13 protein-coding genes are annotated in these 13,376 nt (G+C 68.3%); 5 read left to right on the forward strand and 8 right to left on the reverse strand.

Features of this window, described 5'->3' with window-relative positions:
• Window positions 1-2 precede the first annotated feature (2 nt).
• The 3 genes from ACFWZU_RS13215 to ACFWZU_RS13225 form a co-directional block, all read right to left on the reverse strand.
• On the reverse strand, window positions 3-326 hold the full coding sequence (locus ACFWZU_RS13215) for a hypothetical protein (RefSeq protein WP_439702010.1): 324 nt from the start codon (window positions 324-326) through the stop codon (window positions 3-5).
• Window positions 327-650: 324 nt separating this feature from the next.
• Window positions 651-2,318, reverse strand: a complete 1,668-nt coding sequence (locus ACFWZU_RS13220; RefSeq protein WP_439702011.1) for an amidohydrolase — start codon at window positions 2,316-2,318, stop codon at window positions 651-653.
• Window positions 2,319-2,508: 190 nt separating this feature from the next.
• Entirely contained in the window at window positions 2,509-3,093 is a 585-nt protein-coding gene (locus tag ACFWZU_RS13225; protein ID WP_439702012.1) for an FMN-dependent NADH-azoreductase, read from the reverse strand.
• 116 nt (window positions 3,094-3,209) lie between these two features.
• On the opposite strand from ACFWZU_RS13225, the gene ACFWZU_RS13230 reads away from it, so the two are divergent.
• The 3 genes from ACFWZU_RS13230 to ACFWZU_RS13240 are packed head-to-tail and all read left to right on the forward strand — an operon-like array spanning window position 3,210 to window position 6,179.
• A complete protein-coding gene (locus tag ACFWZU_RS13230) occupies window positions 3,210-4,187 on the forward strand; it encodes a LysR substrate-binding domain-containing protein (RefSeq protein ID WP_439702013.1) in 978 nt (325 codons plus the stop codon).
• 43 nt (window positions 4,188-4,230) lie between these two features.
• The gene (locus tag ACFWZU_RS13235) at window positions 4,231-5,376 is read left to right on the forward strand and encodes a pyridoxal phosphate-dependent aminotransferase (protein ID WP_439702014.1); all 1,146 of its coding nucleotides are present in this window, start codon (window positions 4,231-4,233) and stop codon (window positions 5,374-5,376) included.
• Window positions 5,364-6,179 (forward strand): amidohydrolase, encoded by an 816-nt coding sequence (locus tag ACFWZU_RS13240; RefSeq protein ID WP_439702015.1) that lies wholly within the window; start codon window positions 5,364-5,366, stop codon window positions 6,177-6,179. The genes ACFWZU_RS13235 and ACFWZU_RS13240 overlap by 13 nt, the downstream gene beginning before the upstream one ends.
• 191 nt (window positions 6,180-6,370) lie before the next feature.
• Here ACFWZU_RS13240 and arsC read toward each other — a convergent pair whose 3' ends face one another.
• From arsC to ACFWZU_RS13260, 4 genes are read right to left on the reverse strand one after another with little or no spacing between them, the layout of a single operon-like run.
• Window positions 6,371-6,721 (reverse strand): arsenate reductase (glutaredoxin), encoded by a 351-nt coding sequence (gene arsC, locus ACFWZU_RS13245; RefSeq protein WP_439702016.1) that lies wholly within the window; start codon window positions 6,719-6,721, stop codon window positions 6,371-6,373.
• Complete coding sequence (locus ACFWZU_RS13250) at window positions 6,721-8,130, reverse strand: pseudouridine synthase (RefSeq protein ID WP_439702017.1); 1,410 nt, start codon at window positions 8,128-8,130, stop codon at window positions 6,721-6,723. Before ACFWZU_RS13250 ends, arsC begins: the two co-directional genes overlap by 1 nt.
• Entirely contained in the window at window positions 8,127-8,978 is an 852-nt protein-coding gene (gene scpB, locus ACFWZU_RS13255; RefSeq protein WP_439702018.1) for an SMC-Scp complex subunit ScpB, read from the reverse strand. The genes ACFWZU_RS13250 and scpB overlap by 4 nt, the downstream gene beginning before the upstream one ends.
• 30 nt (window positions 8,979-9,008) lie before the next feature.
• On the reverse strand, window positions 9,009-9,911 hold the full coding sequence (locus tag ACFWZU_RS13260; RefSeq protein ID WP_439702019.1) for a segregation and condensation protein A: 903 nt from the start codon (window positions 9,909-9,911) through the stop codon (window positions 9,009-9,011).
• 686 nt (window positions 9,912-10,597) lie between these two features.
• On the opposite strand from ACFWZU_RS13260, the gene ACFWZU_RS13265 reads away from it, so the two are divergent.
• Window positions 10,598-10,966: a PilZ domain-containing protein gene (locus ACFWZU_RS13265; protein ID WP_439702020.1), complete on the forward strand. Its 369-nt coding sequence runs from the start codon at window positions 10,598-10,600 to the stop codon at window positions 10,964-10,966.
• 121 nt (window positions 10,967-11,087) lie between these two features.
• On the opposite strand, the gene ACFWZU_RS13270 is transcribed toward ACFWZU_RS13265, so the two are convergent.
• The gene (locus ACFWZU_RS13270; protein ID WP_439702021.1) at window positions 11,088-12,776 is read right to left on the reverse strand and encodes an AMP-binding protein; all 1,689 of its coding nucleotides are present in this window, start codon (window positions 12,774-12,776) and stop codon (window positions 11,088-11,090) included.
• 188 nt (window positions 12,777-12,964) lie between these two features.
• Between ACFWZU_RS13270 and ACFWZU_RS13275 the strand changes: the two genes are divergently transcribed.
• Window positions 12,965-13,315: a hypothetical protein gene (locus ACFWZU_RS13275; RefSeq protein ID WP_439702022.1), complete on the forward strand. Its 351-nt coding sequence runs from the start codon at window positions 12,965-12,967 to the stop codon at window positions 13,313-13,315.
• Window positions 13,316-13,376: the final 61 nt, after the last annotated feature.

Consider the following 13,376-nt stretch of genomic DNA (forward strand, 5'->3'; position numbering starts at 1 on the left):
CGTTATTCCTTGCTGGCACGGGCGAGCTGGGTGCCGAACGAATAGTAGGGCATGGCCAACTGCGCCCCGAGCAGGGTGGCGCCCGCTTCGGCACGCGCGCCCAGTGCCGGCGCCAGGGTGGCGCTGGTGATGTCGGAGCCTTCCAGCAGCGCGGCGGCGCGCAGGTCGCTCGCGCTCGGCCTGACCTCGACCGGGGCCAGGTTGACCACGCGGATGCCGTTGATTTCGGACACCGGCGCGGTGTGCACCGGGTTGTTCAGGGTGGCCAGGCTCGTCGCGGTAATCAGCGTGGCGGCGGCCAGTGCGATCAGGTTCTGCGCTTTCATGGCGGGTCTCCTTAGTGACCTCGTGGACCGGTGTTGTAGTGAACTATAACACCACATTCGAAAGCGTCAACAGGCAACAGGCCATGACTGATGGCCTACCTGTGAAAGGGTTGGTTTCTCAACGTGTTAGGCGCTTCCCCGGTGGAGTCGCCTCAAGCCCGGGTGCCTTGGTCCACCGAGCTGCCGCTCCGTCCCCGGGCGTCATTCCCGCGAAAGCGGGCATGACCTGGAGCGGGCAGGGAGCCGTCCGGACGGACCGGCAGGCCGGCTCCCTTCGGGTGGGCTTCAGCCCACCAACTCGCGCTACCTGGCGCGGCCCGCGGCCTATTCGCCTGCCGGATACACCTGCCTGCCGCCGACCCAGGTGCCCAGCACCTTGGTCTTCCACAGATCCTGCGGGTTGATGCTGAAGATGTCCCGGTCGACCAGGATGAAGTCGGCGTACTTGCCCGGCTCGAGCGAGCCCTGGGTCTTCTCGGTGTGGCCGGCGTAGGCCGCGCTCAGCGTAAAGGCGCGCAGCGCCTCGGCCAGGCTCAGTTTCTGGTCGGGGTACCAGCCGCCGGGTGGCTGGTTCTCGTGGTTCTGCCGCGTCACCGCCGCATGCAGGCCGAAGAAGGGGTTGGGCGACTCGACCGGGAAGTCCGAGCCGAAGGCGACCACCGTGCCCTGCTTGAGGAAGCGTCGCCACGCGTAGGCACCCTCGATGCGCTCGTGGCCCACGCGGTCCTCGGCCATGTTCATGTCGGAGGTGGCGTGGGTGGGCTGCATCGAGGCGATGAGGTTCAGCGGTACGAAGCGCGGTATGTCCTCGATCGAGACGATCTGCGCGTGTTCGACGCGGTTGCGCAAGGACTTCGCATCCGGATGGACCTTGTAGGCGGCAGCGAAGCTGTCCAGCACCTCGCGGTTGGCCGCGTCGCCGATCGCATGGATGTTGACCTGGTAGCCCTTGGCAAAGGCCTTCTCGATCTTCGACACCATCGTGCCCGGGCTCATGAACAGCAGGCCGTGGTTGTGCGGGTCGTCGGAGTAGGGCTTGAGCATCGCAGCGCCGCGGCTGCCCAGCGCGCCGTCGGCAAAGAGCTTGACGGAGTGCACGGTGAGGTAGCCATCGCCGTAACCGTCCAGCGGAGCAGCGGTGGTGATGGTGTCGAAGGCGTCGCCGGTGTCGCGGATCATCGCGTAGATGCGCGCGGTGAGCTTGTGCTCGTCGGCGTAGCGCTTGTACAGGCGGTAGTTCGGCAGGTCGATGCCGGCGTCGTCCACACCGGTCAGGCCCACGCGCGCCATCTCCGCCAGCGCGGTGTCGAGCGCGATGGCGCGCTCCTTGTCGGTGGGCTCCGGCACGACCTTGCCGACCAGCGCCGTGGCGCCGTCGACGAACACGCCGGTGGGGTTGCCCTGGGCGTCGCGCTCGATGCGCCCGCCAGGCGGATCCTTGGTGTCGCGGGTGATGCCGGCGAGCTTCATCGCCGCGGTGTTCGCCCAGGCGGCGTGGCCGTCGACGCGACTGAGCCACACGGGTCGGTCGGACACCACCGCATCCAGTTCCTTCGCGGTGGGAAAGCGGCCGAGCTTCCAGATCACCTGGTTCCAGCCGCCACCGGTGATCCAGCGGGCGTCCGGATGCGTCTTGGCGTAGTCCTTGATACGGGCAAGCGCTTCGTCGATCGATTGCGTACCGGTGAGGTCGGCCTGGGTGAGCGCGTAGCCGAGTTCGAGCACGTGGCCGTGGGCGTCGATCAGGCCCGGCAGCAGGGTCTTGCCGTGGCCGTCGATCACCTTGGCGTCGCCCGCGCGCCCGGCGAGCGCGGCGTCGGCGCCGGTGGCGACCACCTTGCCGTCGTCCACCAGCAGGGCATCGAAGCGCTGCAGCTTGCCCTGGCTGTCCAGGGTGTAGCCCTTGACGTTGTGCACGTACAGATCGGCGGCCTGCAACGCGGGCGCGGCGGCCAGCAGGGCGAGCAGGGACAGACGCAGGGTGCGGTTCATGCGCGGCTTCCTGTGCGGGGAAAGCTGCAGTGTGTCGGGCGACGGCTGGTTTTTCCACTTGCGAAACGCGAAAACCCCTCTGCCGCCGGAAGAGGGGTTGGCGAGAAGGTTCGGCCAGCGGGGACAGCCTGCATCAACCGAACCCTTCTTGCGACCTGCGCGTCACCCTCTCCCGAAGGAGAGGGAGAGCTCACGCCGCCTTGGGCAGCAATGTCCCGATGGCTTCCCTGGCTGCCGCCAGCGCCTGGCTCTTGTGCTCGGCACTGACCGCCACGCCCTCGGCGCGCACGAACTCCACGTCGGTGATGCCCAGGAAGCCGAGCACCGCGCGCAGGTAGTTCTCCTGGAAATCCATCGCCGCGCCACCGGTGCCTTCGCCGTAGAACCCGCCGCGGCTGGAGGCCACGATCACCCGCTTGCCGCCGGCCAGGCCCTCGGGGCCGTTGGCGGTGTAGCGGAACGTCTTGCCGGCCACCGCGATGCGGTCGATCCAGGCCTTGAGCGTGCTGGGGATACCGAAGTTGTACATCGGGGCGCCGAGCACGATCACATCGGCGGCGAGGAACTCGTCGATGACTTCGTTGCCCAGCAGCGCGGCCGGGTCGCTGGCATCGGCCACCGGCGTCCAGTGGGGCAGCGGCTGGGCCGCCAGGTCGCGGTAGCGGATGGAAGCGTCGGGGCGGGCGCGCCTGATCCGGGCCACGACGTCCGCGGTGAGTTCGCGCGAGACCGAATGCTGGCCCAGGGCGCTCGAATCGATGTGCAGCAGTTTCATGGCGTAACTCCAGTCGAGGGCCGGCTTGCCGGCGACGGAGTAACGATACTTTCGCAACAATGGTCTGATAAGTCGGCTAATATCGAACGTATCGTTTCTCAAAGGAAACAGATGGCATGACCCTCGACGGCACGCTGCAGGACCTCAACGACCTCTATTTCTTCGCCATGGTGGTCGAGCACAACGGCTTCTCCGCGGCCGGGCGCGCCCTGGGCATTCCCAAGTCGCGCCTGAGCAAGCGGGTGTCGCAACTGGAGGAGCGCCTGGGAGTGCGCCTGTTGCAGCGGACCACCCGCCGCTTCGTGGTGACGGAAGTGGGCGAGCGTTTCTATGCCCATTGCCGCGCGGTGCTGGAAGAGGCGCGGGCAGCGCAGGAGGCGGTCGACGAATTGCGCGCCGAGCCGCGTGGCGTGGTGCGGCTGAGCTGCCCCGTGTCGCTGGCACAGACGGTGGTGGCGCACGTGCTGCCGGACTTCCTTGCGCAATACCCCAAGGTGCAGGTGCGCGTGCTTTCGAGCAACCGGCGCGTAGACGTGGTGGGCGAGGGCTACGACATTGCCATCCGCGTACGCAGCAAACTCGACAGCGATGCCAACCTGGTGATGCGCACGTTCGGGCTCTCGCGCGTGCTGGCGGTGGCCAGCCCTGCCTTGCTCGACCGCGTGGGGCGGCCCACGGCGCCGGCGGGGCTGTCGGCGTTGCCCGCACTGACCATGCTGGAACACGAAGGCGCGCAGGTGTGGGAACTGCTCGATGCGCACGGCGAGCGCGTTTCGGTGGAGATGAGCGCGCGCCTGGTCACCGGCGAGTTCGCGCTGCTGCTGGAGGCGGCACGCCGGGGCCTGGGCGTCGCGCTGCTGCCCGAATTCGTCTGCGCGCCGGCCATCACGCGTGGCGAGCTCGAAGTGGTCCTGCCCGACTGGAGTGCGCCGGAAGGGACCATGCACTTCGTCTACCCCAGCCGCCGGGGCATGCTGCCTGGCGTGCGGGCGCTGGTCGACTTCCTCGCCGAGCGCCTGCCCGAGGCGACCCGCCAGAAGCACGAGCAGTGCCGCCAGCGCCCGCTGGACCCGCTCGACCGGCCGCGCACATGAGCCGTGCTAGGCTTGCCGTTTGGCCTTCCAGACATCCGCGCGCATGAACATCGATACCAAGCTGCCCAAGGTCGGCACCACCATCTTCAGCGTGATGAGCCAGCTTGCGCTGGATCACCAGGCGGTGAACCTCGGCCAGGGTTTCCCGGATTTCGAGCCGCCGCAATCGCTGCGTGACGCGCTCACCCGCGCGATGGCCGAAGGCAAGAACCAGTACGCCCCCGGCATCGGCACGGCGGCGCTGCGCGAGCAGATCGCGATCAAGACCCAGCGCCTGTACGGGCGTCGCGTGGATTCGGCCACCGAGATCACGGTGACATCCGGTGCGACCGAAGCGCTGTTCGCGGCGATCGCGGCGACCGTGCGCGCCGGCGAGGAAGTGATCGTGTTCGACCCGGCCTACGATTCCTACGAGCCGGCCATCGAGCTGCAGGGCGCGCGCGCGGTGCACATACCGCTGACCGTGCCCAGCTTCGCCATCGACTGGCAGCGCGTGCGCGACGCGATCACGCCGAAGACGCGGATGATCCTGATCAACAGCCCGCACAATCCCTCCGGCGCGGTGCTGTCGGCGGACGACCTGGAGACGCTGGCGGAGATCACCCGCGACACGAACATCGTCGTGCTGTCGGACGAGGTCTACGAGCACATCGTGTATGACGGCGCGCGGCACGAGAGCGTGTTGCGGCATCCGGAACTCGCCGCGCGCAGCATCGTGGTGTCGAGCTTCGGCAAGACCTACCACTGCACCGGCTGGAAGGTCGGCTATGCGGTGGCACCGGCGGCGCTTTCGGCCGAGTTCCGCAAGGTGCACCAGTATCTGACCTTCTGCACCTTCCACCCGGCGCAGGTCGCGTTTGCCGAGATCATGGCGAACGACCCCGCGCATTACCTGGAACTGCCGGACTTCTACCAGGCCAAGCGCGACCGCTTCCGCGCGCTGCTGGCACCCTCGCGCTTCAAGCTGCTGGACGTGCCGGGCGGCTATTTCCAGCTGGTGGACTATTCGACCATCCGCGACGAGGACGACCTTGCGTTCGCGCGCTGGCTGGTGGAGCAGGGTGGCGTGGCTGGCATCCCGTTGACGCCGTTCTACGAGAAGCCGCCGGGCACGCGCCTGCTGCGCCTGTGCTTCGCCAAGAGCGATGCCACCATGACTGCCGCCGCGGAGCGTCTATGCCGTCTGTGAGTCTGCAGCCGCTGACCGTCAGCCTGGTACAGGGCGCCACGCGCTGGCACGATGCGCCGGCCAATCGCGAGTACTACGGTGCGCTCGTGCGCCAGGCGCGGGGCAGCGACCTGGTCGTGCTGCCGGAGACGTTTTTGTCCGGCTTCAGCAACGACACCCGCGCCAGCGCCGGCACCATGGACGGCGAGGGTGTGGCCTGGCTGCGCGATCTGGCGCGCGAGGTGGATGCGGTGATCTGCGGCAGCCTCGCCATCATCGAGGACGGCACGGTCTACAACCGCCTGTTCTGGATGCGTCCGGACGGCAGCCATGCCCAGTACGACAAGCGCCACCTTTTCCGCATGGCCGGGGAGCACACCCGCTACGGCGGTGGTCGCGAGCGGCTGGTGGTGGAACTGAAGGGTTGGCGCATCCTGCCGCAGGTCTGCTACGACCTGCGCTTCCCCGTGTGGCTGCGCAACCGCCGGCTGGAGAGCGCGGCCGGCGGCATGGACTACGACCTGGCGCTGTTCGTCGCCAACTGGCCGGCACCGCGCCGGCAGCCCTGGCGCACGTTGCTGCGCGCGCGGGCCATCGAGAACCTCGCCTGCGTGGTGGGCGTCAACCGCGTGGGCGTGGACGGCAACGACCTGCCGTATGCGGGCGACAGCGCCGTGATCGACCCGGTCGGCGAAGCGATGATCGAACTCGGCGCGCAGGAACAGGTGGCCACGGTGCGCCTGGATCCGACGCCCTTGCTGGCACATCGCGAGCGGTTCCCCGCCTGGATGGATGCCGACGAATTCTCGCTCGGGCCGATGTGACGGCCCGGGGCGGCGGGGCGCCGTACCCGCTGTAGCAGCACGCCGAGTCCTCAGGCGTCTGCCATGCCTGACCGCGGGCGCCCATCACGACGAAGCCGCCCATGGGGCGGCTTCTGTCTGCGTGCGGGCCGTTGCGTCGGGTGGCTACAGCCGACCGTGGCGGACGGGTGGCCTGAAGCCCATCGTACGGCTTACGGCAGGATGCCCAGCACCGCTTCGGGCGGGCGGCCGATAGCGGCCCTGCCGCCGGCCACCACGATCGGGCGCTCGATCAGCTTCGGGTGCGCGACCATGGCCTGCAGGATGGCCTCGTCGCCCAACGCGGGATCATCCAGCCCCAGCTCCTTGTAGTCCGCCTCGCCAGTGCGCAGCAGCTGGCGAGGCGCCATGCCGAGCAAGCGGAGCAGCGACTTGAGCTCGTCCACGCTGGGCGGCGTGTCCAGGTAATCCACGATCTGGGGCTCGATGCCGCGCGCCTGCAACAGCTCAAGCGTGCCGCGCGACTTCGAGCAGCGGCTGTTGTGGTAAATGCGCACGCTCATCAGCGGTTGCCGGACCGGTTGCCGCCGCGACCGCCGGGCGGACGACCGCCGCCGTGGCCCTGCGGACGGTTGCCGCGGTTCTGCGGCCGGCCGCCCTGGCCGGGCGCGCCGCCCTGGCGGTTGCCGCGATTGCCGCCACCGCCGCCTGCGAAGCCTGCATACGGGCTGGCGCTACGCGCTTCACCGTTGCGGCTACCCCCGGGCTTGCCGCCACGACGATTGCCGCCAGCGGGGCTGCCGCCAACGCGGTTGCCCGACGGGCCCCGCGCGCCGCCCTCGCGGCTCTCGCCGGCGAACCAGGTGCGCACCGAGGGCAGCTCCTGGCCCGGTGCCACGCCGCGCTTGTTCTTGCGGCGGCCGGGCGCCGCCGGCCGCTCGGGACGGGCGACGTTGCCGTTCACTTCCTTGCCGGGGCGGCGGCGCTGCTGCTTGCCGCGCGCCGGCTCCTCGCGGATGCGGTCGAACGCGCGCAGTTCGCGCGCCTCGTCCTGGTAGGCACCGCTCCAGCCGGTCGGCGCGCCGCGCTCGGGGCGGTATTCGGTGACGCTGCGGCTGGCGCGGCGTTGGTGCAGCACGGGGCTGAGCGTCAGCACGGGCTGGGCGGGGCCCAGGCCAGCAGCCTTGCGCAGGTCCTTGATCGCGTCCTCCGAAAGCGACTCGCTGTCGCCTCGGCGCAGCGTGCGCGGCAGCTCGACGGTGCCATAGCGGATGCGCTTGAGGCGGCTGACCAGGAAGCCCTGGGAATCCCACAGGCGACGCACCTCACGGTTGCGGCCCTCGCGGATGACTACGCGGAACCAGCTGTGGCTGCCGCCGCGGCTGATGATGGCAATCTCGTCGAAGCGGGCAGGGCCATCTTCCAGTTCCACACCAGCCTTGAGTTTCTCGATCACCTCGTCGGGCACTTCGCCGTGCACGCGGCAGAGGTACTCGCGGCCAAGCCCGCTCTTCGGATGCATCAACGCGTTGGCCAGTTCGCCGTCAGTGGTGAGCAGCAGCAGGCCGGTGGTGTTGATATCCAGGCGGCCCACGGCGACCCAGCGCGCACCCTTCAGGCGCGGCAACTGCTCGAACACGGTGGGACGGCCTTCGGGGTCCTCGCGGGTGGTCACCACGCCTTCGGGCTTGTGGTACAGCAGCACCTCGGTGTCGTCGCGGTTGTCGGTGGCGACGACGAACTGCTTGCCGTCGAGCACCACGCGGTCGCCGGCGTGCACGCTGGCGCCGATGCCGGCCGGCGCACCGTTGAGTTCGACCTCGCCGGCCTGGATGCGCTGTTCCAGCATGCGGCGCGAGCCCAGGCCCGCGTTGGCCAGCACCTTGTGCAGGCGTTCTTCCAAGGCGGGGGTGTCGGCCTCTTCGCGCGGTTCGCGCTTGAGGGTCAAAAGGGATTTCTGCGGCGCAGTCATGCGCGGTACTCCTTGGTGTCCTGCTCGGCGGCGTCTTCGTCGACGTCCGCAGGGGCTGCTGCCTCGTCGGCAGTGGCGGATGGGGTGGGCGCCTCGTCATCGGACGCGGCGGTGGTTTCGATGGCGTCGGCCGGTTCGGCCTCGGCCGGTACCGGCGCCTGGCCAGTAAGTGCTTCGTCCTGGCTGGACTCGGCGGATATCGGGCCGGCTTCGGCGGCCTCTTCCGGCGTGGCTGCAGGGCTCTCCTCGTCCGGATCGATCGGCAGATCCTTGATCACCCGCGGCGGCAGCGGCTCCTGGTCGAGCCGCAGCTGCGGGTCTTCCATGTCGCGGATCTCGGAGAGCGGCGGCAATTCGTCCAGCGTCTTGAGATTGAAATAGTCGAGGAAGGCGCGGGTCGTGCCAAACAGCGCCGGCCGGCCGGGCACGTCGCGGTGGCCTACCACGCGGATCCACTCGCGCTCCTCCAGCGTCTTGATGATGTTGGAAGAGACCACCACGCCGCGGATCTGCTCGATTTCAGGGCGCGTGATCGGCTGGCGGTAGGCGATCAACGCGAGCGTTTCCAGCAGCGCACGCGAGTAGCGGCTGGGCTTCTCGGTCCACATGCGCGACACCCAGGGGTGCACGTCCTGGCGGACCTGGTAACGGAAGCCGGAAGCGACCTCCTTCAGCTCCACGCCGCGTCCGGTACAGTCTTCGCCCAGCGCCTCGAGCGCGCGCGCGATGGCTTCGCGGTCGACCTGGTCCTCCTCGACGAACAGCTCGCCCAGCTGCGCCACGGTGAGGGGCTGGCTGGCAGCGAGCAGGGCTGCCTCGATGATCGGTTTGAGTTGCTCGATCTGCATGGCCTGATGGTTTTCGGGGGAGCCGGCGCCTTACTCGGCGGCGGCGGACACCGGCACGTCGTCCGGCAGTTCGGCACTTTCCTCGGCAAGCGAGGCCTTCGCCTTTATATAGATCGGCGCCAGCGGTTCTTCCTGCACGATTTCCACCAGCATTTCCTTGGCCAGCTCGAGCATCGAAAGAAACGTCACGACGACGCCCAGGCGGCCTTCGCTGACGTCGAACAGGCTTTCGAAACGGTGGAACGTGCCGTCTTCGAGCCGGCTCAGCAGTTCACCCATGCGCTGGCGCACGCTCAGCGCCTCGCGCTTGATCGCGTGGTGGCCGAAGAGCTCGGCGCGGTGCATTACGTCCTTGAGCGCCAGCAGCATTTCCTTCAGGTCCAGCGGCGGCGGCAGCTTGACCACGTTGCGCTCGCCCACCTCGGCGTGGACCGGCACCGTGTCCCGCTCCACGCGGGGCAGGGTGTCGATGTCCTCGGCCGCCCGCTTGAAACGCTCGTACTCCTGCAGGCGGCGCACCAGTTCGGCGCGCGGGTCGTCCTCGATGCCTTCCTCGGCCGGCGGCCGGGGCAGCAGCAGGCGCGATTTGATCTCGCCCAGGATCGCCGCCATCAGCAGGTATTCCGCCGCCAGTTCCAGCCGCATCACGTCCCGCATCATGTCGATGTATTCCATGTACTGCCGGGTGATCTCGGCAATCGGAATGTCCAGGATGTCCAGGTTCTGGCGGCGGATCAGGTACAGCAGCAGGTCCAGCGGACCCTCGAACGCCTCGAGGAAAACTTCCAGGGCGTCCGGCGGGATGTACAGGTCCTGCGGCATCTGCAGCAACGGTTCGCCGCGCACGACCGCCAGCGGCATTTCCTGCTGCTGGGGAATCGACGCGAAGGCGTCCTGCGACGGTGCGGCCGGCTGCTGCGGTTCTGTGCTCATCAATGCATGTCGTGGGGCCGCTCACGCGGCCGGCAATGCTTTCAAACCTTTCGTCCTGGCCGGGCGGCGCCCTGCGGACGGTGTCCCCTCGTAACCGCGGCTTCGGGCCGACAGTCGGTCAAGCTGGCTTGCCACTTTCGGCACAGCCGTCGCCGCGGTATCGCATGACGAAGCCGCGCCACGGCGGTTCGGTCAGGCGGCTCAGGCGGCCACCAAGGCGTCCGGGCTGGGCATCGGGCCCGAAGCGGACGCAAGACAGGATGGCGACACGGCGCCACGGGCGATTCAAATCGATCTGCCGGGAACCTGGGAAGCATGCCGCGATGGCCGGTATCGACCGGCACGGCGCACGCTGGAACCGGGCATGGCCACAGGTTAGCGGTAGCGTTGCGGCAAGTCCAGTGTGCCCGCCCGCCGGTAGGGCAGCATGTGACACGTTGCGTCGTGCTGCAGCCGAGCGCGGCAGTTCGCTGGCGATACCCGCCAGAGGTGGGATGATGTCGTACCGGCCAAGGAATGGCACGGCATTTGCTTTGCTCGTGATGAGGCGACAGCCTTCGCGCTGTGCGAGCCGGCTCCTGAACGCTGGCGGCTGGCAGGCGGCAACCGGCTGTCGATGAGACGCAGGATGCGTCGTACGATCGCAAGGACGTCACAGGGGTGCAGGTGCCCGCTTGGGGAGCTAGATGACGATCGAAGACAACGTTGCGGATGAGTCGGGCCGGAAGTTCCTGCGGCCCGCGCGCATGCGCATCGAAACCACCGTGCTCATGAGCCACGGGGTGCAGTCACACCCGACCGAACTGGTCGACATTTCCGCGACGGGCGCGCTGCTGCGCCGGCCGCTGGGCTGGCAGGGCGAGCTGGGGCAGGCGTGGGTGCTGGACATGATTTTCGGCCGCGACCTGCACATCCACCTCGAAGCGGTGGTCGCGCGCATTTCCGACCGCCACATCGGCTTTGCCTACTCGCGCATTCCGGAAGACAAGCAGGTGCCACTGTGGAACCTGCTCGGCGGCTACGCCGACATCCTGGAGCATTGGCGGGAGGAGTGAGGCATCGCCCTGCTGTCGCCGTGTGACGACATTGGGGCAGTTACGCGACTGAGCGCCAGCATGCGCAGCCGCGTTGCCCACCCTGGCCCCCGCTCCCCAGGGAAACCGCGCCCCCGCAGCTTCAGGCGGTGGCTGCCTTCTTCGACTCGTTTCGCAGCTCGCGACGAAGGATCTTGCCCACGTTGGACTTCGGCAGCGCGTCGCGGAACTCGATCTGGCGCGGGCGTTTGTAGCCGGTCAGGTTGTCGTGGCAGAACTGCTTGAGCACGTCGGCGGTGAGCGCCGGGTCCTTGCGCACCACGAAAAGCTTCACCACCTCGCCGGAGTGCTCGTCCGGCACGCCCACGGCGGCGACCTCGGCCACGCCGGGGTGCTGCATCACGACGTCTTCGACCTCGTTCGGATATACGTTAAAGCCCGAGACCAGGATCATGTCCTTCTTGCGGTCGACGATGTAGACGTAGCCGTTCTCGTCCATGCGGGCGATGTCGCCGGTGTGCAGCCAGCCGTCGGCGCCGAGCACCTTGGCCGTCTCCTCGGGGCGCTGCCAGTAGCCCTGCATCACCTGCGGGCCGCGCACCATCAGTTCGCCCGTTTCGCCGATCGGCAGCGGCTGGTTCTCTTCCGACCAGATCGCGACATCCGTGGAAGGCACCGGCAGGCCGATGGAGCCGTTGTAGTCCCGCAGGTCCAGCGGGTTGATGCATACCGCCGGCGAGGTTTCGGTCAGGCCGTAGGCTTCGGCGAGCGTGCAGCCGGTGGTCTTCTTCCAGCGCTCGGCCACCGCGCGCTGCACGGCCATGCCGCCGCCCAGGGTCAGGTGCAGGCGGGAGAAGTCCAGTTCCGCGAAGCCGGGCGTGTTGAGCAGGCCGTTGAACAGGGTGTTGACGCCGGTGAGCGCCGTGAAACCGGATTTCTTCAGTTCCTTGACGAAGCCCGGCATGTCGCGCGGATTGGTGATCAGCCAGTTCAGGCCGCCAAGGCGCATGAACACCAGGCCGTTCGCCGTCAGCGAGAAGATGTGGTACAGCGGCAGCGCCGTGATGATCACCTCTTCACCGGGCTTGGCCAGGTCGCCGATCCAGGCGCTGGCCTGCAGCATGTTGGCGACCATGTTGCCGTGGCTCAGCATCGCGCCCTTGGCGACGCCCGTGGTGCCGCCGGTGTACTGCAGGAAGGCGAGGTCGGCGTGGCCCAGCTGCACCTTGGGCATGGGGTGCGATGCGCCTTGCGCCAGTGCGTCGCGGAAGCGCACCGCCTTCGGCAGCGAGTAGGCGGGCACCATCTTCTTGACGTGCTTGAGCACGAAGTTGACCAGCGCGCCCTTGGGGAAGCCCAGCATGTCGCCGATGCCGGTGGTGATGACGTGCTCGACGTGGGTCTGGTCGATGACTTCCTGCAGCGTGGAGGCGAAATTGTCCAGCACCACGATGGCCCTGGCGCCGGAATCTTCCAGCTGGTGCTTGAGCTCGCGCGCCGTGTAGAGCGGGTTGGTGTTGACCACCACGACGCCGGCGCGCAGCGCGCCGAACAGCGCGATCGGGTACTGCAGCACGTTGGGCAGCATGATGGCGAGCCGGTCGCCCTTCTTCAGGCCCAGCACGCCGGTGAGGTAGCCGGCGAACTGGCGGCTCAGCGTCTCGATCTCGCCGTAGCTCAGTTGCTTGCCGAAGCTGGCGAACGCCGGCTTGTCGCGGAACTTGCCGAAGGCTTCTTCCACCACCTCCGCCACCGACGCATAGGCGTTGACGTCGATCTGGGCGGGCACGTCATGCGGATAGTGGGCAAGCCACGGACGCTCGTTGCTCATGTACTGTTCCTGTTCCCCGTTCGGCCTTGCGGCCGAGGCATTGGAGCATACGCCCGCGCATGGCGGCAAGCCGCGCTGCGGCGAGGATCGGAGGGTTCATGCGAGCACGAAAAGCGTTGTCTTCCTTTGGGCTTGCGCTGGCCTTCGTGGCGTTTGCGGGATGCCGGCACGCGCCCGACGAAACGCGCGTGCGCGAAGCCATCGCATCCGCCGAACGGGCGGCCGAACGGGCCGATGCCGGCGGCGTGGTCGAGCCACTCAGCGAGGACTTCGACGGCAATGGCGGCCGGCTCGGGCGGAAAGAGATCGCGAACCTGATCCGGCTGGCGCGCCTGCGCGGTGAGCACGTCGGGGTGACGCTCGGGCCGATCTCGGTGGAGCGGCGCGGCGAGCGGCTGGTGGCGGACTTCACCGTGACGCTCACCCAGGGCAGCCGCCTGCTGCCGGATGCGGCGGGCGTGTACCAAGTGGAAACGGCGTGGCGCAGGGAAGGGGACGAGTGGCGCTGCTACAGCGCGACGTGGAAGCGGCAGCTTTAGCCCGTTGGCCTGTCGCTCACAGTTCCCGTGCGCCTCCTACCGAGCCTTCCCCCGCTTGCGG

This window comes from Frateuria sp. GZRR33, assembly GCF_051900425.1.
In the GTDB taxonomy this organism is placed as follows: Bacteria; Pseudomonadota; Gammaproteobacteria; order Xanthomonadales; family Rhodanobacteraceae; genus Frateuria_A.